Here is a 22,265-nt window from a genome sequence, read left to right on the forward strand (position 1 = left end):
GGTCGATGAATTTCCATTATCATCGGTAACAGTCAAGGTTACGGTGTTGGCTCCGATGTTTGTGCAATCGAAGGTGGTTTGATCCAATGCAAGACTGGCAATCCCGCAATTATCGCTTGAGCCGTTGTCAATAGCGGCAGCGGTTGTCGAGCCGTTTCCACTGCCATCCAGCTGAACGGTGATATCCTGACAGACTGCCGTGGGAGCGACATTGTCTAAAACAACCTTACTTAATTCGAACGTATTATCAGTTTCATCGGAATCGTTATAATATCCACTTACCGATACGTTGTTTACAACATTGCTACCAATTAACGAACAATCACCTACCGTAGCGACAAGTTCAACAGTTTTGGTCGCCCCTGAAGCTAATGAACCCAAATTCCAGGTGACCATTCCTGAGCTCTCTGAACCTCCATCTGTTGACGAGCTATAGGTTAATTCTGCCGGCAAGTAATCAACTAACTCAACATCATCCTGAGTCGTCACCCCTTTATTTTCGACAACAATACTGTAAGTATAAGGACTATTGGGTGCTAAAGTAGCAGGATCACCAGAGATTGACTTTGTTACACTTAAATTCGGCAACTTAAAAACAAATACCATAGAGGTACTATAGTTATTCTGATTTTTTGATTCTACTTCGTCACAACCAATTATGGCTAGATTATAAATAGGAGTCGTTCCCGGGTTAAATGAAGCAGCTGCTTTAACAGCTAATGTATAGCTCACTGAACCGGACTCTCCCGGATTCAAACTACCTAAGTTCCAGGAAATCTCTCCGGAACTTTCAGTTCCGCCATTATTGATTGTTCCAACATCTGCATGGGTTGCATCATAAACATCCAAAATATCGATATTGGTGGCTACGCATGTTCCAATATTTCGATACGATAGTGTGTAGGTTATTAGGTCTCCAAAGCTGGCAACATCGACACTGCTCGTTTTATCGATCGTCAGATCCGGCTTATTTTCTACAGCGGTGGGTGTTGTAATAAACCCTGTTTCCGGGTAGCGACTGTCAGAATCTTCGCCATATGTCGCATACAACGTGTTCTGGAGACTGCCATCGCAAACAAAGCTGGAAAGATCGTTTACCAACACCTTTACCTCTATCGTTTTAGCTTCACTTAACCCATAGCCCAATTCGCCTAAATTCCATACTAATGTTTGCCCCGACTGACTAGTTGGAGCAACAGTTGTAGATAGGAGTGAAACATCTGAATCTAATGTATTCGTTATGATAAAGTTGTCCGCCGTATATTTATCGTTCGCGTTGTACGCGAAAATGGTATATGTCAAGGTATCGCCACTTTGGACAGGATCTTGGTCGTCTAATACTGACAGATTTATAAGCGGATTTTTAGGGCTCCCATCAACATAACTCGTCGTATAAACGACATCTGTTGTCCCGGGGGCAATTGTTGATGTTACGGTAATATCATGACAACTCCAATCATTGGGAGTTGAACCGGCAGGAGCCTTCAATTCCAACAGAATAATCATGGCTTCTCCAGGCTTTAGCCAATCGGTTTTGGACATTGCATTTCCACTAACACTCAGAAATTTAGCAGTTAGTTTGCCAAAGTTAGATTCATGTCCTAAGCAGGCATGATTTACAACATCTAACGTGTATTTATCATAGACATTTCCTGCGTTTAACACTTGAAACTGATAGACAACGATAGTTCCCGTTGCCGACTTTATGATTCCATCGAAATCTTCGATTAACTCGACTTCAATCAGTTCTTCCACTGATGTAATAATGTTCGGATCCGTAACCACCGGGGTTGTTGTATCAGTACTACTGATTGACGCAGAAACAGTCAGACTATTACTCCCAACAATTGGCATATAATAGCCCGGTGACTCAGTAACTGATTGTTTACCTGCAATGAGGCTAAAAGACACAACATGGGCTCCCGCTCCTAAACTTGATAAATAGCCAAGCGTCCCCGAATCCCAGGTGAGCTTATCTCCGGAAACGGTTACTCCGTTGTCTGCTTCAACAAATGTATATTGATTCGCGGAGGGAAGTGAAACTTCGACAACGACATTTGTTGCCGGAGTAGTTCCCGCATTGTAAAACAAGACTGTATATTTTAGCGTGTCTCCCGGATCTGCTACAGTCGAACCTGTTATTCTGATTTTCAAGTCCTCATCTGCATACACCTCAAAACTCGAAAAGAGAAGCAAAACAACTACCGCAATCGCTCTCAGGCACTTTAACAACAGGAGGTAAATATTCGTTTTCATGAGTCTAACATTTTCCGTATCAAAAAAATTGGCGTAATTGAATTTAACCACCCGGCTATTCAACCTTGCACCTAATAAAATCTCAGTTCAGAGTCAGATTGAGCTTCCCCCTCCTGGCAAGATTGCGCAAAAAGGAACCACTCGTCTGAATTATTGTATCTGGTTTGTTGACGATATATTTCGTTCTGTATGTCAATTTATACTTCATTGAATAAGAAGCATCCAGATTTGTCCGTACTCGGGGACGAAGAAGTCTTGACGAAAAAATGAAGATCGATTCCGTTGAATAACTGAAATCGGGTTGAAATAGGAAATGTACTGAAGTTACGCTGGACCAAAGTTGCTCACCAGTTTTTACAAAACATAACAATCCACCCCAATCAAAAATCCATGTAGAATTTTTAATCATAATTTCGTTTAGTCTGTTTTACGGTAATTTTCAAGCACACCGCTTCGCTTTTTTCCCCACGTATCGCTTTCTAGAATATATTCAACATATGTTATGTTGAAATTCGTGTAATCAAGTTACGGCAATCACCCTATTCCGATCAATAGACAGCTGCGAAGAGCCCCCCTGCATTGGACGAGTAGATGATATGAGATAGCAAATGAGGGAAATGAGAAAGCAAACTATTAGCATTTATTAACAATCTCTCGTTAAAAACAGTCGGATTTGTCATTTTTACATCCAAAATATTTTCCTGAAACGTCAAATTCCTGACATATGCCAACAATATCAATCGCTGTACTGATGATTAGAAAGTACCACGGCAGTAGCCCTCCCACGTCTTGAAACGGGTTGCCGAATTCCTCAAAAAAAAATAAGTGAAATAAGTCGCGGTTCGGTTATCGTTTTAGATCGAAATCGTCCGCATCTGGCAATACAGGAAATCGTTCTCTAAATTTCTGAAGTGACACCAAAGATAAAGTGGTGGTGAGAATAGTCCTTGAATGGTCGGCAGCTGCCAAAACTGAACCTCGTGCATCGTAAATTACACTATCGCCTGAATAACGAATGCCATTCCCATCGGTTCCTACCCGATTGACTCCGGCAACAAACGCCTGATTTTCGATAGCACGAGCCTTTAGCAAACACTGCCAAACCTCTTTTCGGGGAGCTGGCCAATTGGCGCAATTCAACAATAAATCATAGTCATTCCGGTTTCGGGCGAAAACCGGGAACCGCAAGTCATAGCATACCTGTGGTAAAACCTTAAATCCTTTAATTGAAATCACTTTCCGTTGTTCTCCGGGAGAAAAATGAAGATTTTCCTGCCCCATTGAGAACAAATGCCGTTTGTCGTAATGTTCAATCAATCCGTCCGGATAAACAAAAACAAAGCGGTTGTATAAACGACCATCGTCCGCAATCATCAGGCTACCGGAAAGAACAGCATTCAATGATTTGGCTTGCTTTTTCATCCAACAGATTGTATTTCCATCCATCGATTCGGCAATCCGATCAACCTTCATGGAAAAACCGGAAGAAAACATCTCGGGAAGAACAACCAAGTCGCAACCTGATGGAAGTTCACCAAACAGCTTTTCAAAAGATGCCAGATTCGCTCTCACATCCTCCCAAACCAGGTCGGCCTGAAGTAAGGATAGATTCAATATTTTGTCTTCAACGACCATGCTTTTTAATATTCTTAATGTCTGACTGTGTTCGGTGTGCGTTCGGTGTGTGTTCGGTGTGTGTTCGGCGTGTGTTCGGTGTGCGTTCGCTCTTTTCCACGACAAAGTTAATCAGCCAACGAGAATTTTTCAGGATACTTTCCCACCAAATTCCGCTTCCGATAGTAGTCTTTCATTCGTCGGATATCCTCTTGTGCATCATCTGTTAATTCCAGCGTATCGATCCAACCAACTTCTTTTTTACCAAAATCGAAAAATCCCAGATAAACAACCGCTCCGGTGGCTTTGGCGATTGTATGAAAACCGGCTTTCCAATGGGTGGTCAATTCCCGCGTTCCTTCAGGTGTAATGGCCAAATGAATGGTGTCACGGCTATTCATTTCGGCAATAATTTGTTTCACAACTGTCGTTCCTTTGGTGCGGTCGACAGCAATGCCTCCTGCCCTCCGCAACAACGCTCCAACCGGCCAAAAGAAGAATTCCTTTTTAATGAACACATGAGCGACTCCACCAACCGAAGTGTAGTACAGATACGAAATTACAAAATCCCACGCACTGGTATGCGGAACCCCGATGATAATTGCCTTTTTATGGGGCATAACGCCATTAACAGCTTTCCAACCAAGTATTTTCAGCAGAAAACAACAAATAGCTTTCATCTGTTAAATTGAGATTTGATAGGTTTCGAGATGGCTTGCAGAAGCATAATCACTCAACAGTTTAACCGCGAGCTGACTTGCCTCGTACAAAACAGGCACTCCTTGGTAAGATACGATGACCATTAAGAACCGTCGGGTATCCAAACTTACGCCGGTGCGTTCCGAATCGGAAGTTGGCGTTCCAAAAGCACCAAGCTGATCGCGAAAAACAGGCATCCCTTCAATATTCAGTGCCCCGCGTCCCAAGCCCTCATAGGCTTCGTCGGCTTTTCCTATACCCATTCGAATGTTCCCTACGATTTTATCGGCATCGTAACCACCAATTGATAAGCCTGAACTTATAGACACCAAGTTGAGCGCGTCAACAACATTATTAATTTGGTAAAGGCCTTTTCCGCTCACAACCCTCCGGAGCAAGGCTTCGGCAGAAAGACGATATCTCGCCGGATCTTTTCCGCAGGCTTTGTAGGCTTCGCGCGAAGCGGCAATCGTTGAAATATGGCGAATATTTTCGAGTTCCAGATTGCGGGTTATGTCCTTGCACTTTGCTTCAATTAGCGTCCACAGATCCTCGCGGTACGATTTTACCCGCACATTACATTCAATACACGAAAGATAAATATCCGGGCACCGATCGGCCAAGTCTGTTTCAATTCGAATCTGCTTCATCGTAAATTATGGGTTTTAAAAACCGAACACGCGGTTTGGAGTGGCAAAAATAAAAAATAGCCGCTTTTAGCAGCTATTTTGTTGCCTAAAATGAACATCGTTAACGATGGAATGTGCGCAGTTGCAATGCTAAAAGAATACTTCGGTACGAATATTCTCTGCACTTACGCCATATTGTTCCAGAATTGTTGTAACCTCTTCAATCATATCTGAATTTCCACAGAGATAGCAAATCGTATCTTTTTCTACCCGATTTTCTTTCAGGTAGAAGGTAACCCGACCAAAATAATGGTCACTTTCTTCGCGAGATGTACATAGGAAGTAGCGGTATGGTTTGAATGAATCGCGCCCATAGGCCTCGTCGGCAAAATGAACACCGTGCAATAATTTGTAATTCAAACTAGGGTAACTGCGAACAAATGAGTGAAATGGCGAAATACCTGTCCCAGTAGCAATAAACAAAGTCGGATGGCCATTTTTTACCTGATCGTCCAGCACAAAAAAGCCCCGGGGCCCTTCAACCTGAACCTCAGACCCGGGTTTCAAGTGCCGCAAATAACGCGAAAACTCACCCGTTTCAACCTCCCGAATCAAAAATGAAAGCCGCTCTTCTTTGTCAGAACTGTAAATAGAATATTCTCTCCCCTCGCCTGTTGCCGGGTTGCGCAAAACAACATACTGGCCGGGAGTAAAATTAAAACCTGCCCGATCGAAATGCAGGACAAAGGTTTCGGGAGTGAGCTTCTCAACCTCAATTAACTGGTGTATTGATTTATTCATAGGTTGTTCGATTTATGCATTGACGTGCTTTTCGGCATGATACGATGACCGTACAAGCGGACTGCTTTCCACATAGCGAAATCCGCGTTTGTAGGCTTCTTTTCGGTAGCTCTCGAATTGTTCGGGTGTGATGTATTCCACCACCTTCATTAAATGTTCATCGGGTTGCAAATATTGCCCCAGGGTGAGAACTTTACAGCCGGCTGCTTTCAAATCGTCCATGGCTTCCAACACTTCTTCGGGTGTTTCGCCCAAACCAAGCATGATACCCGATTTGGCTACAATACCAGCTTCGGCGATATACGAAATCACTTTCAGGCTGCGGTCGTACCGGGCAGTACTTCGGATTTTCGGAGTCAGTCGCTTTACCGTCTCCAGGTTGTGCGAAATTACTTCCGGACGGGCATCAATTACCTTTTGCACCAGTTCCTTTTTGGCATGAAAATCGGGAATCAAAGTCTCCATGGTCGTACTCGGATTCAGCTTTTTCACCTGACGAATTGTTTCGGCCCAAAAACGGGCGCCACCGTCGGGTAGATCGTCACGATCAACAGATGTGATCACACAATGTTTCAAGTCCAGCGTTCGGATTGTCTCGGCCAATCGGCGTGGCTCGTCCCAGTCAACCGGATCGGGGATTAAATTCTGCACATAGCAAAACCGGCAATTGCGGGTACATTTATCACCCAGAATCATAAAACTGGCTGTTCCGGCATTCCAGCATTCACCCTTGTTCGGACAATTGCCGCTGGTGCATATCGTATTCAGCTTGTGGTCTGCAATCAATCGTTTAACTTTCGAATAGTTTTCGCCGCTTGGCAGCTGCGATTTCATCCATCGGGGTAAGCGTTCCCGCGTATTTGTGCTATCAGTCATTTCAAAATAAGTTTTGACCTCTAAACACAAAAGCCGTCGTGTTGTTCACTAAATAAAGACCTAAACGTCCGGGTTATTTTGATCCGGAAAGGGGGAGCACATATTCGAAACCAAGTTGAAAATCGGGCGCATTATTAATAAAGAAAAGATCTTCGCCCACATAAAAGTTGAATTGCCGTGAGTTCCGTTGCCAACCAATAACTACAAACGCCTTGTACGAATAATAGTAGAGCGAAGCGGGAGTGGTTCTGGCCAACCAAAACTCCTGAGTAATTTCTTCACCTTCCCAAACATCCCCCTGTTTTAGAAAGCGAATACCAATTTCCGGATAATCGACCTGCCCCCAATCGTTGTTACTGCCTTTCATTAAAGCTCCCTGAAAATTATTTAGCAGTCCAAATTTCAGGGTTCCTTTCTTTCCAACCGCAAAATTTGCTCCAAGGTATAGCTTCAAAGATTCACGAAACGTCCGGTCGATCGCTTTTACTCCGCCGCCAATTTCCAGAAACGTTTGATTGGTTAACCCGGCATCAATGGCGAGGGTCACCGATGTTAAAGCATTGGTTAATCTATCGAGTCTGAAACCGGCAGAAACTCCGGGAACCAAGAACCGATGCAAGTTGTTGACCGGAACCGACAGATGAAGACCGCCAATGAACTGCACCCGCGAATAAGCAGAAGCAGAGTTCAGCAGCTCCCTGTAATAATGCATGTCAATAACACTGGTATAGAAATCACCTTTTTCCTTGCGGTAGGTATTGCCATCTTCATCGGTAAACTGAATGGCCGCCCGATTGTATGGAAAAAGCTTTCGCCCGTAATTATCTTCAACAGCAAACCGGGAATGAAACGACTCGATAAACCGATCGCTCACAAAATAATGTAGCGGCGACGAACCGCCACTAAGCAAGTGCGCATTCAGATTTAAGATGAAGCTGTTTTTTTTGTTCCACTGACGAAGCCATGCCACCCGGAAGTGTTGTAGCACACCATCCGACTGGTAGGATTTCACGGTCGATTTTGCATCAATAGCTTCAAAATATGTCGGTCGCCAGGTTATGTATAACTGGCGGTTGAGCGCCTGTTGGTCGTTCGTTAAATTCTGAGGATAGTAAACCCAAGCTTTCGGATGCCAGGTATTGGCCATTGTGTACGATACAGCTAACTTACTTTTGGGGCTTCCGGCAACGGGAAAGAAAAACGGAAGATCGAGCGAAAACAATCCGATTGCATGCTCCGGATTAATACCTGAAAAATAGATGGGAACTTCCAACAATGAATTTTGCGATTCCGGCACCTGCGCCATTGCCCGGCAAACGACCAGAAAAATAAGAAGGAAAGTTTGCCAACGTCGCAGTTTCATAGTTGTTTAGGTTCGGAATTCGAGCTCTAAGTTAAGTTTTCCGATTAAAAGTAAAGGTAAATTCATGAGCTTTTCAGCAGTCGGCTCATCGATTTTTTTTAACTTTCCTCAGATTATTTTATCCCAGACAATCAATGTAATATAACAGTCAACATCAATCTAGGAGATGGAAAACAAAGCAATTTATCAGAACGACTATGTGGTGAACAGTTGGGAAGAACTGTGCGAGGAAGTGTATCTTGAATCATGGAAACCGGGCATGGGGCGTTATCGGTCGGACTACGCATTCCGGGGGTTATCTGATGGCTCTTACGAACTAAAAAACAGTTTCCTTCGGAATTGTGGCTCTCGCCCTGAATTGGAATACCACTTGCTGCGGAATTTTCGAAAATATTCCATATCGAAAGAAGTTCAGCTATCCGGCTCATTTTGGCGCGCGCTGGTAATGGCTCAACACCATGGGCTCCCCACCCGCCTGCTCGACTGGACTTATTCGCCCTTTATTGCCATGCATTTTGCCACCGTAAATACTGAGAAATACGATTTGGATGGTGTGATCTGGAAAGTTGATTTTGTGAAAGCAAACAAGCTAATAAGTGAACCGCTGAACAAAAAACTGCTGGAAGAAAAATGTAATGCCTTTACAGTTGAAATGCTGGAAGAAAACATTCGGTCGCTGTCGGACTTTGATCCGGTGATGGGCAAAGATCAGGTGGCATTTTTTGAGCCTCCATCATTGGATGAGCGCATCGTGAACCAGTTTGCTTTTTTCTCGGTGATGTCGAATCCAACAGCGATTCTGGATGAATGGTTGATCCAACATCCCGATTTGTACCGTCGGCTCATTATTCCCAAAGAGCTGAAATGGGAAGTGCGCGACAAACTCGATCAGGCGAATATTACCGAGCGGGTACTTTTCCCGGGTCTCGACGGACTGGCGCACTGGCTGAAACGACACTATAAACCGGCATCGGATTTGGTGTAAAACAGCCAATGCAAGTTGCTCTGAAGACTTGTATTTTTCGAACTGTCAGGTAAAATTTACTTACTCAAACGAAATATATTAAACCTACAAAAGCCGGCTTTCACCGGCTTTTGTATATTTCTGCTATTGAGCGGGTGACTTTAAGTCATCGACTCAATCTATCAACGAGCTTATTTCAATTTAAATTCACCTTTTAAACCGCTTTGCGAGTTTGTGCCAACCCACAGGTGGAAGTCTCCGGCTTCGGCTTTCCATGTTTTGTCGGCACCATAGAAAGCTAAGTCAGAAGCTTCCAGTTCAAACTCAACCATTTTGCTTTCACCGGCTTTCAGGAAAATTTTTTCAAACCCTTTCAACTCTTTCACCGGGCGGGCGATACTGCCATAAAGATCGCGCACATACAACTGAACAACTTCTTCTCCGTTTACCTTGCCCGTGTTTTTCACCACCACACTCACTTTCAGTTTTTGGTCGGCTGTAATTTCGCTTTCACTCAGTGTGAGTTCCGAATACTCAAAAGTGGTATAACTTAAACCGTAGCCAAATGGGAACAACGGATCGTTCGACTCATCTGTGTAGTGCGACCAAAATACGTTTTCGGTTTTTTCCGAACGGCCTGTACTGAAATGGTTATAATAAATCGGTACCTGACCAACCGAACGAGGGAATGATACCGGCAATTTCCCGGCAGGGTTATAGTCGCCAAACAAAACGTCGGCTATCGCGTTTCCGGCTTCAGAGCCCAAGTGCCATGCTTCAACAATTGAAGGAACGTGCTCGGCCATCCAATTAATCGCCAATGGGCGACCGTTCATTAGTACAACAACAACATTTTTATTCACGGCACAAACGGCTTCAAGTAATTCCTGTTGAAAGCCTTTCAACGTAATGTCTTTTTGGCTGCGTCCTTCGCCGGATTGAAAACAATTTTCACCTAAAGCCAAAACCACAACATCCGTTTCCTTTGCTAATTTTACAGCGTCGTCAATACCCGACGGATCTGTTTCATTAAACTCAAGATGCTGCGTAAAACTAGGCGTGTTTGAAACGTACACCGGGCCTTGTTCAAACCGCACCGAACCTTTGTCGGTTACCGCATTTTCCATTCCTTCCAATAGCGAAACTGCTGAACCGGTTATTGCCTGCGCACGCCAGCTCCCTAGCGGAGTATCTTTGTCGTCGGCTAAATCACCGATTACAGCAATCGTTTGTCCTTGCTTTTTCAGTGGTAGCAATTGGCCTTCATTTTTCAATAAGACGATACTTTTCTTTGCAATTTCACGAGCAGCTTTCAAATGTTCGTCATTCAACACCAAGCCATCCTCGTCCAGTTTGCTGTACCTGTAGGGATCATCGAACAGTCCCAATTCATATTTAATGCGCAATACGCGGCGAACAGCATCATCTACTAATTTCACATCCAAACGGCCCTCCTCAACAAGTTCTTTCAAATAACCTAAATAGGCTTTGGCCGCCATGTCCAAATCGGCACCGGCTTTCAAAGCCAGGTAGGCAGCCTCTTTAAGATCGGGCGCTGCACCGTGCTCATGAATTTCGCCAATCGAGTTCCAGTCCGACACCACAAAGCCTTCAAAACCCCACGCGCCTTTCAACAGTTCACGCAGTAAATAGTTATTCGAAGTTGAAGGCACACCTCCAATGATATTGAATGAATTCATCAACGATGCTACACCTGCATTTACAGCTGCTTTAAATGGAGGCAATACCATATTTTGCAGCGTGTACTCACTAATTTCAACTGTATTATATTCACGTCCTGCTTCGGCAAAACCATAGGCGGCAAAATGCTTGGCACAAGCGGCAATGGTATTTTCAGAGTTCAGATCGGTGCCCTGATAACCACGTACCTGCGCCACGGCCATTGCTGCTCCTAAAAACGGATCTTCACCGGCGCCTTCCATCACACGTCCCCAGCGAGCATCGCGCGAAATATCAATCATCGGTGCAAAGGTCCAGTGAATGCCTGAAGCGGCCGTTTCTACCGCTGCTAAATGGGCACTCAATTCAGCTGAAGCAGGATCCCAACTAGAGGCTGTTGCCAACGGAATAGGAAACATTGTTTTATAGCCATGCACCACATCGTAGCCGAATATCATGGGGATGCCCAAACGAGAATTTTCCACCGCCAGTTTTTGAGCATTCATTGTCGCCTCGGCACCAGTCACATTCAACATGGATCCAACCATTCCACTCTTTATCTCTTGCAGCATTTGCTGTTCATTACTCCCTGAAGGAGCAGGTCCGGTCATTTCCCAGCTTGACGAATATTGGTTCAACTGACCAATTTTTTCCTCTAGTGTCATTTTCGAAAGAAGCTCGTCGACTTTCTGATCTATTTCAACCCTTTTCTCATTATTTTGGGCGTTTACACTGCCAAATACAGTGAGTGCAAAAAGACCCATAGCTAGCAATTGTTTATACATTTTCAGATAAATTTGATTTTAATAAACACAAAGATAGGCATGTGCGTTCAAGTAAAAAACAAAAGCAAACGACTTATAAAACAGATCGATAGGACTAGGGGAATTTCAAAATAAGGGAATGAAAAGCCATATTATTGTAATTCAGACAATAACACTGAAGACAACAAGAAGTTTTTAAGCTTTTTGGACAAATATTTTGAGAAAAATAAAATACGGCTGCGCTTTTTTTTTCATTTTAAACCGATAATTGACACCTTTTTCAAAACACGCTAACGCAAATGAAATTAAAAATGCTCAGGGTGTGCAATCAATAACAGCCAGACTAATCTCAATTAACATCAAGTGGTTACATCCTGACTAGACCATCGATGCGAAACCTTTAATAAAACCGGAAACCATTAGGCGGAAATATTCGATTCACGATTCCACCGTCCGTTTTGAGGCCAAAGTTGATACTGCTCGTCTGGCACTTTTTCGATCGGCAATCAACGCGCCTGCCATAATAATACTTGAGGCCATAATGACCAACAAAAGCGTTCCGCCTTCAAACTCATCCACCAAAAACTCTGAAGGGATAGCGTAAAATAATAAAATGGAGATTAAACCGCGTGGAGCCAGAAATACTTGAGGGAAATAATCCTTTCGGTCGACAACCACAAAAGAGAACAAGCGAACGAGGTACAAAATGACAATCAAAACCCCGCTCAAAAACCAAATATTTGGATGTGTCAAGCTTTCCAACGAAATACTGATTCCAAAGACAACAAAGAAAAAAGTCCGTACTACGAACGATGTTTCAATCGTAATCATTTTAAAATTACCCAATAGTGAATCAATCGCGTCGGCCTTTAACCAATTCTTTAGTTTGCCCCACAACAAAACCTTGTAATTACCAAGCAACAAACCAAATATAAGGATGATTAGAAGTGACGACAAGTGGAACAGTTTAGCCACAGCATACATCAGAACCAACACCGAAAGAAAAAGGAAAAAGCGTGCCTGCGATTTAATATTCTGAATGATTAAAAGAAGAATATAGCTCAAAACTACCGATAGCGACAGCGTCAATATAATATTCCCACTCAAAACAAGTGCAACCGTTTCAGCATCGGAAAGGTTAAAGTTTTCTATGAGGAAGTAAAAGAACATGATCCCAAAGATATCGGAGAATGTGCTCTCGTAAATCATAAACTCCCGTTTATTCTTACTCAGGTTGCCCACACTGGGGATGATAATCGCACTACTCATAATTGAAAAAGGAATGGCATAAATAAGTGCGGGTAAGAAACCAATATTTTGAACGAAAAACTGAATAGACCAAGCGATCAGCAAGCTGGACGCTACCAGCGAGATCAACGAAATAAGCAATGATTTTAGAATAATTGGCTTCTTCTCCTTCGTTAATTCCAGATCAAGGGCAGCTTCCAGCACAATCATGATCAGTCCAACAATCCCCAGTACTTCGAGGGTATTAAAATACTCCGGTTCAATACCGAAGTAATTAAACATTTGCCGCATTCCCATCCCTAACAAAATCAGCATTAACACACTGGGAATATTCGTTTTTCGGGCTACTACATTGAACAGAAAAGAAATGATTACGACAACGCAAAGACCGATAACAAAGAGGTATGAACTCATATAAAATGGGGATTTTATCCGTATTTAACAGTTGAAAGATAACAATATCTTCTATGAAAGCTTGGCAATTCGCCTAAAAATAAAATTGTATGAAACAGCCGCTTTTAAAGATCCATTCGCGGAGCATATTTTTGAGCAGTCAGTTCGCCACGAGCAACCATCAGCGCATTCGATGCTAATGCTTCTAATTCATCCTCACCGGGGTACACAAAGATGGGGGCAATAAATCCGATACGTTTTGTAATTAGCTCTACAATCGTTTGGTTGTGGGCTATTCCACCGGTAAATAGAATCGCGTCGACTTCGCCAGCCAGCACAGCAGACATTTCGCCGACTGCCTTCGCTACCTGATAAGCCAAGGCTTCCTGGATGAATCTTGCGTCTTCATCGCCGGCTTCGGCCCTGCGTTGCACCTCTTGCGCATTGTTTGTTCCCAGATAAGCCACATAACCTCCCTCGCCAACAACCATCCGATAGATTTCTTCCTTCGAGTACCGGCCACCAAAACACAGGTCAATTAATTGCCCAACGGGTAATCCGCCGCTTCGTTCCGGGCTAAATGGTCCATCGCCATCAAGGGCATTATTAACATCCACCACCCGACCATTTAGGTGCACACCAACTGAAACACCTCCGCCTAAATGGACAACGATTAACCGAAGGTTTTCATAATTTGTTCCGGTTTTACGCGCGTGAATCCGGGCTGTGGCTTTCTGATTCAACGCGTGAAATATCGACCGTTTCCGAAATTTGGGGTGACCGGTAATCCGGGCAATGTCATCCAACTCGTCAGTCACCACGGGGTCGGCAATGTATGCATGAGCTCCGGGAATCTGATTGGCAATATAATCGGCAATTATCGGTCCTAAATTGCTGGCATGCTTTCCATAGATTCCGGCCCTGGCATGCTCTAACATTAACTGATCAACTTTGTAAACTCCTGATTTCAAAGGATAAGTTAAGCCACCTCTCCCAATAATGAATTTGATTTTATCGATATCGATCCCCTCCTCCACCAAGGCGTCTATAATCATCCCTTTCCGGTAGCCGAACTGCTCAATTATGTCGGCATAAACAGAGAGATCGTCCACCGAATGTCTAAGGGTTTTGTTCAACACGCACTCTTCGTTGAAGTAAACAGCAAATTTAGTGGAGGTTGACCCCGGATTTATGGCTAATATGCGGTATTCACTCATTTAATCGTCAACTTTAATTCCTCAACCCGAAAAGGAATTGAGATCTCTTGATTTTGGTATTAAGGAAAAACTCAATCATTGGCTCATTAAAACAGCCAAAGCTATTGAATTTAGTTTTGTTTGAACGCTGTCGCCCCGGGAAGATAATACGGCCGGAACTTTAGCTCCGACGACAATAGCTGCTTGTTCCGACTCACAAAGTTTTGTGCTTGTTTTATAGAACACATTCCCGGCATCAATGTTAGGAAAAAGTAAACAATCAGCATTTCCGGCAACGCCACCTTCAATTTTCTTAATTTTTGCCGACTCCTCGTCTATTGCCACATCCAGTCCCATTGGGCCATCAATAAGTCCGCCAACAATTTGCCCACGGTGCGCCATTTGGCTTAGCAAGGCTGCATCGGCACAAGCTGTTATGGATGGAATAACCTGCTCAGTTGCCGCGATTAACGCGACTTTGGGTTCCAGTATTCCGAACTTTTTAGCCACCTGAATCAGATAGCCGATCATGACCGATTTTTGTTTGACATCCGGATAAGGAATGATGGCCACATCGCTTACAAACAACAACTTGTTGTAGTTTTTATTTTCCACAACAGTGATATGACTAATGATACCTTCCGGGCCAACAACTCCGAGGTTTTTATCGAGTAAGGCTCGCATGAACTTATCGGTACTGATCAACCCTTTCATGATGCAATCGGCTTTCTTATCCGCAATTTGCTGTAGAGCCAGCATGGCCGCCTCCACTTCGTTATTAGCATGAATAGTGGTAAGCCGATCAGCCGGTATTCCAAGTTTGCGACAACAATCCAGAACAAGATTTTGATCTCCCGTTACAAGAACGTCAACCAATCCCAATTCAACAGCTTTCGATGCCGCTCCCAGGCTGTGTTCATCGATTCCGTTAACTAAAACCATTGTGCGTTTTGTCGCACTTTGCGCAGCAAGAAATAGTTCGTGAATACTTGTTATCATATCGTTCTGTTTTACAAAAGTGAAAATACCACTTCTTAATCTATTTAGTTCTATCGTTTATCATACTTTAATCTGAAGCAGGATGCTATAGAACAAAAAAAATCCGATACAGATCAGTATCGGATTTTCAACTATTATTATACTTTTTGCTTTTATCTTCAGCTTAAAAGAAAAAGCAAGATTATGCTTTCAATTTTTCTGCCACGATTTTCTCAGTATCCAGAGCAATCATCAATTCTTCATCGGTTGGAACAACCATAACAGTCGCTTTCGAATCAGCGGTACTGAATATTTCTTCGTCACCGAAAATTGTTGCGTTCTTCGCCGAATCAATCTGAATGCCTAAAAATTCCATGTCGGAGCAAACTTTCTCCCGAACATAGCCAGCATTCTCACCAATTCCTCCGGTGAAAAGCAGAATATCCAAGCCCCCCATTGCTGCGATATAAGATCCGATGTACTTTTTAATTTTATAGCAATAGACTTCGATTGCTTCACGAGCTCTTTCGTTCCCGTTGTCCGAAGCATCGTGGATTTCACGCATATCAGAAGAGATACCGGTCAATCCGAGCATACCACTATGCTTATTCAGCAAGGTGTTCAGAGTTTTCATTCCGATTTCTTCTTTTTCCATGATGAAGGTAGCAGCCCCCACGTCCAAATCACCCGAACGAGTTCCCATAATCAATCCTTCCAATGGGGTAAATCCCATGGTCGTATCAATCGACTTACCATTTTTAACGGCAGCAATTGAAGCTCCGTTTCCGAGGTGACAAGAGATAATGCGAGCAGATTGATAATCTCTCCCCAACACTTCACATGCCTGTTTCGAAACATAACGGTGGCTTGTTCCGTGGAAACCATAACGACGGATTTTATATTTCTCATACAATACATGAGGAATGCCGTACATATAGGCTTTTGCATCCATGGTTTGGTGAAAGGCAGTATCAAAAACGCCGACCTGTGGAATACCAGGAATGAGTTCTTCCATGGCCTCAATACCTTTAATATTGGGTGGATTGTGCAAGGGCGCCAAATCAGTACATTTCACCAATGCTTCAATCACTTCGTTGGTGACAAATTCACTTGAACTGAAATATTCGCCACCATGAACAACTCGGTGTCCGACAGCATCGATTTCATCGAAACTTTTCAGGCAACCATATTTTTCGCTGGTCAAAATCCCCAGAACATACTCAACTCCGGCTTTATGATCTAATATTTCACCTTCGAAAACGATGGTTTTGTCATCATCCGTTTTATGTTTTAGGAACGACCCTTTCATGCCCAACTTTTCGATACCACCTTTGGCTATTACGTGGCGATCAGTCATATTAAAAAGTTGGTATTTTATTGAACTACTTCCGCAGTTTAGTACTAAAATCTTCATCTTTTCTGATTTACTAGCATTTTTGATCTGTTGGTCTGATCCGGATTCCATCTTCATCGTAGTTGTAGAAACCTTTTCCGGCTATCTCGCCCAGCTGTTTGGCCCGAACCAAACGTTTGATATAAGGAGATGGTTTATAGCGAACATCACCGAACTCGTTGTAAATATTGTCCATCCACCGAACAATTTTATCCAATCCCATTTTATCGCCTAACTCGAACGGGCCAATGCGCATACCAAAACCAATTCGCATGGTTTCGTCAATGTGCTCAACGGTAGAAATTCCTTCCATCAGCATTTCACAGGCTTCATTCAGAATGACAACAAACATACGAACAGCGATAAGTCCTGCTGATTCTTCAACCGGAATAACCTTGCGGTTGATCAACTGAACGAACTTACATACCTTGGCATAGGCTTCATCTGATGTATACAACCCTTTCACTACTTCAACCATTTTGGCTTCAGAAGACGAGATAAGGAAGTGAATACTCACGCAACGCTCTTTATGAGCCAATTCAGACGACAACTCAGTGATTACAATCGTTGTTGAGTTTGTAGCAATGATACAATCCGCATCAACGACATCCTCAATTTTCTTAAAGATTTGCTTTCGCTCTTTCAATTTTCCGCCCCGGTCAACAGCGCGAATAGCTTCAATTACGAAATCGCATCCTGAAAGATCTTTGTAGTCTAACGATCCTTTTATACGGGACAAAATAGCTCTCTTCTCACCGGAAGTCAACCCCCAGTGCTCGATTCGCTGATCAAGTACTTTGCCTATGTTTCGATATGCTTCACGGATTTTATCTTCGCTAACTTCAATAAAAACGACTTCAATTCCGTAGAAACTGGCAACGCGGGCAATGTTTTGTCCAACAATTCCACAACCGACAATCCCAATTTTTGAGAAAAGGGTCTTCGATTTTTCCTTTTTTATTAAGCCAAATTCCTCAATGGCTTCATATATAACTTCACTCGGCATAACTTCTTATTTTTCAAATACTGCAGCTGCCTGGTTCGATGTAATAGCAACCATATTAACGATATCACTCACAGAACAACCTCTTGAAAGGTCGTTGATTGGTGCAGCCATTCCTTGAAGAACCGGTCCGATGGCTTCAGCATTTGCTAACCGCTGAACCAGTTTATATCCAATATTAGCTGCTTCAAGACCCGGGAAAACCAAAACATTGGCTCGTCCGGCAACTTCACTGTCAGGAGCTTTCAACTTTGCTACATCAGGCATTAAAGCTGCATCTAACTGCATTTCACCATCAATTTTCAGCGATGGGTCCATTTCTTTTGCGATGCGGGTTGCATTGGCTACTTTGTCAACCAATGGGTGAGCAGCGCTTCCTTTCGTTGAAAAGCTCAACATGGCAATACGTGGTTCCATTCCAACAATTGCCTTCGCCGTTTTCGCTGTGGTAACAGCAATCTCAGCGAGCTGACGTTCGTCCGGATCAGGCATCACTGCACAGTCGGCGAACACAAGAATACCATCGTGCCCGAAATGTGGGTCGTTAACAAACATGAGGAAAGCCCCCGAAACGACACTTACTCCGGGAAGTGTTTTCACAAACTGAAAAGCCGGACGCAACACATCACCAGTGGCATTGACTGCTCCGGCAATTTCACCATCGGCGTCTCCATTTTTAATCATTAGCGGTGCAAAAACCAGCGGATCATTCAGCATATCCAATGCTGCTTCTTTGGTTAATCCTTTTGATTTCCGAATCTCAACCATTACGTCTGCATAAGCAGACCGGCGGCTGTCGGTTTTCGGATCAACAATAACCGCTCCTTTAATGTTTACGCCGATTTCCTCAGCAACTTTTGCAATCTCACCCGGATTTCCAAGTAGAATAATCCGTGCAATACTTTCTTTTAGAATGATTTCGGTTGCTCTTAATGTACGTGGTTCGGAACCTTCGGGAAGAACGATTCTCTTTTGGTACTCCTGAGCATTTTTGATGACACGTTCAAGTAGTTTCATTTATATAAAGCTTTTTTTTAACCTTTTCTAAATTTTGGGGCCCCTATATGAAACGTCTTTATCCGTCAAGCAATCGATTTAATTTTGTCTTCCGGATGGTTTCAATTGGTGACAAGGTGCTATCAGTCTTAAAACAGGTCAGTATGAATGTTTATTTAGGCTGAATGATACGTATGCAAAAATAAATAAAATAAACTGAGCCCCTATCCCTACAACGGAATATAATTGATAAACATGAAAAAAAACAGAGCTTCCCAGGCGTTTACCGCTCATTTACCTACCAGTTGTGCAATCGATTGTATTACTATACTAACCTTTTGGCGAAAATTAACTCCAATATTAAGTTTTCTTAAAATTTGACATTCCCTTTATATAGCTCATGAAACGCATCTGCCCAATTAAATAGCTAACTTTGTTCCACTATCACATTGCAACCATGAAACCGAACGATATACTTTCCAAATTGAAAAACGAGATTGAAGGTGATGTATTTACCGACAACGTACAACGTGTGCTCTATGCCACCGACGCTTCATCGTACCGGGAAATGCCCCAAGCTGTATGCAGGCCCAAAAGTGCCGATGATATCCGGGCGATTCTGCATTTTGCCAGAGAAAACGGAAGCTCTGTGATTCCGCGTGCAGCTGGTACATCACTGGCCGGACAGGTTGTTGGCTCCGGAATTGTTGTCGACATTTCGAAATACATGACTAAGATTCTGGAATTTAATCCGGAAGAAAGATGGATCTGGGTTGAACCGGGTGTTAACCTCTATGAACTAAATCAACACCTCGCCCCTCATGGACTCTTGTTTGGTCCGGAAACATCAACGGCAAATCGCTGTTGCATTGGTGGAATGGTTGGCAACAACTCGTGTGGTCTTCACTCCCTCGTATACGGAAGCGCACGCGATCACCTGCTCGAGGCCGAATGCATCCTTTCTGACGGATCATCAGTTACGTTCAAAGCGCTTGAAAAATCCGAGTTTGAATCGAAATGCAACGGTGACCCAAGCTTACTTGAAACCCGCATTTACAAAAATATTCGTGAAACACTCTCTGATCCAACGAATCAGGAACAGATTCGAAACGAATATCCTGATCCGAAAGTCAAACGCCGCAATAATGGGTATGCCTTGGATGCACTGCTCGAAACGGAGCCATTCACCAAGGGAGGCGATTCAATAAATCTTTGCAAACTATTGGCCGGCAGTGAAGGAACATTGGCATTCACAACCAAATTAAAGCTGAATCTCATTCCCCTTCCCCCAAAACACGTCGGACTGATGTGCGCTCATTTCTCCAGTTTGCAGGATGCCTACAAGGGGAATCTAATCGCGTTAAAACACAACCCTACGGCAATTGAACTGATGGATGACATCATTATGAATTGCACGAAAGAAAACGTTGAGCAGAACAAAAATCGCTTCTTCATTTCAGGCGACCCGGCTGCGATGCTGATGATCGAATTTGCCTGCGAAACTCTGGAAGAGCTTCTGCAAACCACTGCCAACCTGGAAGCCGACTACCGCATTGCCGGATTAGGCTATCATTTTCCGTTGGTTCAAGGAGCTGAAAATATTAAAAAAGTTTGGGCACTGCGGACGGCTGGACTCGGATTGCTCTCGAATATCCCAGGCGATAAACGAAGTACGACGGTTATTGAAGATACAGCGATCGCCCCCGAATATCTGCCCGACTATATGGACGAATTTGACCAAATACTGGCTAAGTATGGGTTGAACTGTGTGAAATACGCGCACATTGCCACCGGCGAAATCCATCTGCGTCCGCTCTTAAACCTGAAAGATGAAAACGATGTAAAACTCTACCATACCATTGCCAAAGAAATAGCGGCATTGGTAAAAAAACACCGGGGCTCGCTTAGCGGTGAGCACGGCGATGGACGACTACGCGGAGAATTCATTCCGTTTATGCTGGGTGAACACAACTACCAACTTATCCGAAAATTGAAGGAAACTTGGGATCCTGACAAACTGCTGAACCCCGGAAAGATTATAGACACACCTCCGATCACCGAAAATTTGCGCTACCTGACCGGAACTCCAAAAGAGTTTGAGACAACGTTTGATTTCTCGGGGCAAGCCGGGCTGCTTCGGGCTGTTGAAATGTGCAATGGCTCGGCCGACTGTCGGAAAAGTTCGTTGGTTGGCGGAACCATGTGCCCGACTTACATGGCCACCAAAGACGAAGATAAAACCACCCGGGGACGAGCCAATGTATTGCGCGAATTCCTGACCCGGTCGGAAAAGTCGAATCCGTTTGACCACCAGGAAATCTATCAGGTAATGGATCTTTGTATTTCATGCAAAGCCTGCAAATCGGAATGTCCGTCGAACGTAGATATGGCCAAACTGAAAGCCGAGTTTCTGCAACATTACTACGAAATACATGGTATTCCGCTCCGCACAAAACTGATCGCTTATTTGCCTCAGCTCAATAAGATAGGACGCCCTTTTCGCCCTGTCACCAACTGGATTAGTAATGCAACCTGGTTTAAAAAAGCCATCGGATTTGCTCCGGAACGAGAGGTTCCGCGTCTGTCAAAACTAAGTTTACGAAAGTGGTACAAAAACCCTCCGGAACTAAACGGGGCTGCCATCGGAAAAGTTTATTTATTTGCCGATGAGTTCACCAACGAAAATGAAAGCGACATTGGAATCCAGACGATTCTTTTATTGAATAAATTGGGATACGAAGTTGTTATTCCGAAACATCGCGAAAGCGGGAGAACGTTCCTTTCGAAAGGATTGCTGAAAAATGCCCGGGAAATTGCTCACGAGAATGTAGCCTTACTGGCTGATCTGGTTTCTGCAAAAACTCCGTTAGTCGGAATTGAGCCCTCTGCAATCCTTTCCTTCCGCGACGAATATCCGGATTTACTCGACGGCGATTTAAAATTGAAAGCCCTGGAGCTGGCTAAAAACTGCTTACTTATCGACGAATTTTTGGCCGATCAAGCCGATAAAGGAAAAATAAACAAGCACCTGTTTAGCCTTCGCCATACCGACATTAAACTACACGGTCATTGCCAGCAAAAGGCGATTGCATCAACAGCTTCAACTAAAAAGATGCTCGAAATTCCTTCAAACTACAAGGTAACCGAAATTCAGACCAGTTGTTGTGGTATGGCCGGTTCGTTCGGCTACGAAAAAGAGCACTACGAATTGAGCATGAAAATTGGCGAAATGAAACTATTCCCGGCTGTTCGACAAATGCATGAAAAAGAATTAATAGCGGCTCCCGGAACTTCGTGTCGACACCACATTTTACACGGAACCGGAAAGCAAGCCCTCCATCCGGTTGAAATATTGTATCAGGCCCTAAAATAGATCGGATCGTGAAATGAAACAGTATCCTGAGAGTGTGGA

Annotated in this window: 15 protein-coding genes and 1 pseudogene; 2 read left to right on the forward strand and 14 right to left on the reverse strand. The window is 43.6% G+C overall.

The window, feature by feature from the left end:
- The 7 genes and pseudogenes from ABZD21_RS16390 to ABZD21_RS16420 form a co-directional block, all read right to left on the reverse strand.
- Positions 1 to 2,256: pseudogene (locus ABZD21_RS16390) on the reverse strand (hypothetical protein); the annotation flags it as partial.
- An 846-nt stretch (positions 2,257 to 3,102) separates the two neighbouring features.
- A complete protein-coding gene (locus ABZD21_RS16395) occupies positions 3,103 to 3,891 on the reverse strand; it encodes an amidohydrolase (RefSeq protein WP_372776177.1) in 789 nt (262 codons plus the stop codon).
- Between the two features lie 107 nt (positions 3,892 to 3,998).
- Positions 3,999 to 4,550, reverse strand: a complete 552-nt coding sequence (locus ABZD21_RS16400) for a 1-acyl-sn-glycerol-3-phosphate acyltransferase (protein WP_372776178.1) — start codon at positions 4,548 to 4,550, stop codon at positions 3,999 to 4,001.
- Positions 4,551 to 4,553: 3 nt separating this feature from the next.
- On the reverse strand, positions 4,554 to 5,219 hold the full coding sequence (locus ABZD21_RS16405; RefSeq protein WP_372776179.1) for a B3/4 domain-containing protein: 666 nt from the start codon (positions 5,217 to 5,219) through the stop codon (positions 4,554 to 4,556).
- Positions 5,220 to 5,348: 129 nt separating this feature from the next.
- Positions 5,349 to 5,999, reverse strand: coding sequence for a ferredoxin--NADP reductase (locus ABZD21_RS16410; protein ID WP_372776180.1), 651 nt, complete (start codon positions 5,997 to 5,999; stop codon positions 5,349 to 5,351).
- A 12-nt stretch (positions 6,000 to 6,011) separates the two neighbouring features.
- Positions 6,012 to 6,875, reverse strand: a complete 864-nt coding sequence (lipA, locus tag ABZD21_RS16415; protein WP_372776182.1) for a lipoyl synthase — start codon at positions 6,873 to 6,875, stop codon at positions 6,012 to 6,014.
- Positions 6,876 to 6,948: 73 nt separating this feature from the next.
- Positions 6,949 to 8,238: a hypothetical protein gene (locus ABZD21_RS16420; RefSeq protein ID WP_372776184.1), complete on the reverse strand. Its 1,290-nt coding sequence runs from the start codon at positions 8,236 to 8,238 to the stop codon at positions 6,949 to 6,951.
- 166 nt (positions 8,239 to 8,404) lie between these two features.
- Here ABZD21_RS16420 and ABZD21_RS16425 point away from each other — a divergent pair, with 166 nt between their 5' ends.
- Complete coding sequence (locus ABZD21_RS16425; RefSeq protein WP_372776185.1) at positions 8,405 to 9,223, forward strand: FRG domain-containing protein; 819 nt, start codon at positions 8,405 to 8,407, stop codon at positions 9,221 to 9,223.
- 170 nt (positions 9,224 to 9,393) lie between these two features.
- Here ABZD21_RS16425 and bglX read toward each other — a convergent pair whose 3' ends face one another.
- From bglX to pta, 7 genes are all read right to left on the reverse strand, one after another.
- A complete protein-coding gene (gene bglX, locus ABZD21_RS16430) occupies positions 9,394 to 11,667 on the reverse strand; it encodes a beta-glucosidase BglX (protein WP_372776186.1) in 2,274 nt (757 codons plus the stop codon).
- Positions 11,668 to 12,084: 417 nt separating this feature from the next.
- A complete protein-coding gene (locus ABZD21_RS16435) occupies positions 12,085 to 13,308 on the reverse strand; it encodes a cation:proton antiporter (RefSeq protein WP_372776187.1) in 1,224 nt (407 codons plus the stop codon).
- 104 nt (positions 13,309 to 13,412) lie between these two features.
- Positions 13,413 to 14,504 carry a butyrate kinase gene (gene buk / locus ABZD21_RS16440; protein ID WP_372776188.1) on the reverse strand — a complete coding sequence of 364 codons (1,092 nt, stop codon included), beginning with the start codon at positions 14,502 to 14,504 and terminating at the stop codon, positions 13,413 to 13,415.
- A 75-nt stretch (positions 14,505 to 14,579) separates the two neighbouring features.
- Positions 14,580 to 15,482, reverse strand: coding sequence for a phosphate acyltransferase (locus tag ABZD21_RS16445; protein ID WP_372776189.1), 903 nt, complete (start codon positions 15,480 to 15,482; stop codon positions 14,580 to 14,582).
- Positions 15,483 to 15,663: 181 nt separating this feature from the next.
- On the reverse strand, positions 15,664 to 16,875 hold the full coding sequence (locus ABZD21_RS16450) for an acetate/propionate family kinase (RefSeq protein ID WP_372776190.1): 1,212 nt from the start codon (positions 16,873 to 16,875) through the stop codon (positions 15,664 to 15,666).
- Between the two features lie 13 nt (positions 16,876 to 16,888).
- Positions 16,889 to 17,860 (reverse strand): 3-hydroxyacyl-CoA dehydrogenase family protein, encoded by a 972-nt coding sequence (locus ABZD21_RS16455; RefSeq protein WP_372776191.1) that lies wholly within the window; start codon positions 17,858 to 17,860, stop codon positions 16,889 to 16,891.
- Positions 17,861 to 17,866: 6 nt separating this feature from the next.
- Positions 17,867 to 18,874, reverse strand: a complete 1,008-nt coding sequence (gene pta / locus ABZD21_RS16460; RefSeq protein WP_372776192.1) for a phosphate acetyltransferase — start codon at positions 18,872 to 18,874, stop codon at positions 17,867 to 17,869.
- A 436-nt stretch (positions 18,875 to 19,310) separates the two neighbouring features.
- Here pta and ABZD21_RS16465 point away from each other — a divergent pair, with 436 nt between their 5' ends.
- Complete coding sequence (locus ABZD21_RS16465) at positions 19,311 to 22,226, forward strand: FAD-binding and (Fe-S)-binding domain-containing protein (protein ID WP_372776193.1); 2,916 nt, start codon at positions 19,311 to 19,313, stop codon at positions 22,224 to 22,226.
- The last annotated feature ends 39 nt before the right edge of the window (positions 22,227 to 22,265 follow it).

Origin of the sequence: Mangrovibacterium sp., assembly GCF_041596335.1 — a bacterium.
GTDB lineage: Bacteria > Bacteroidota > Bacteroidia > Bacteroidales > Prolixibacteraceae > Mangrovibacterium.

Coding starts and splice junctions, on each gene's coding strand:
- ABZD21_RS16395 (WP_372776177.1), bottom strand. CDS start 3,891: ATGGTCGTTGAAGACAAAATATTGAATCTATCCTTACTTCAGGCCGAC.
- ABZD21_RS16400 (WP_372776178.1), bottom strand. CDS start 4,550: ATGAAAGCTATTTGTTGTTTTCTGCTGAAAATACTTGGTTGGAAAGCT.
- ABZD21_RS16405 (WP_372776179.1), bottom strand. CDS start 5,219: ATGAAGCAGATTCGAATTGAAACAGACTTGGCCGATCGGTGCCCGGAT.
- ABZD21_RS16410 (WP_372776180.1), bottom strand. CDS start 5,999: ATGAATAAATCAATACACCAGTTAATTGAGGTTGAGAAGCTCACTCCC.
- lipA (WP_372776182.1), bottom strand. CDS start 6,875: ATGACTGATAGCACAAATACGCGGGAACGCTTACCCCGATGGATGAAA.
- ABZD21_RS16420 (WP_372776184.1), bottom strand. CDS start 8,238: ATGAAACTGCGACGTTGGCAAACTTTCCTTCTTATTTTTCTGGTCGTT.
- ABZD21_RS16425 (WP_372776185.1), top strand. CDS start 8,405: ATGGAAAACAAAGCAATTTATCAGAACGACTATGTGGTGAACAGTTGG.
- bglX (WP_372776186.1), bottom strand. CDS start 11,667: ATGTATAAACAATTGCTAGCTATGGGTCTTTTTGCACTCACTGTATTT.
- ABZD21_RS16435 (WP_372776187.1), bottom strand. CDS start 13,308: ATGAGTTCATACCTCTTTGTTATCGGTCTTTGCGTTGTCGTAATCATT.
- buk (WP_372776188.1), bottom strand. CDS start 14,504: ATGAGTGAATACCGCATATTAGCCATAAATCCGGGGTCAACCTCCACT.
- ABZD21_RS16445 (WP_372776189.1), bottom strand. CDS start 15,482: ATGATAACAAGTATTCACGAACTATTTCTTGCTGCGCAAAGTGCGACA.
- ABZD21_RS16450 (WP_372776190.1), bottom strand. CDS start 16,875: ATGAAGATTTTAGTACTAAACTGCGGAAGTAGTTCAATAAAATACCAA.
- ABZD21_RS16455 (WP_372776191.1), bottom strand. CDS start 17,860: ATGCCGAGTGAAGTTATATATGAAGCCATTGAGGAATTTGGCTTAATA.
- pta (WP_372776192.1), bottom strand. CDS start 18,874: ATGAAACTACTTGAACGTGTCATCAAAAATGCTCAGGAGTACCAAAAG.
- ABZD21_RS16465 (WP_372776193.1), top strand. CDS start 19,311: ATGAAACCGAACGATATACTTTCCAAATTGAAAAACGAGATTGAAGGT.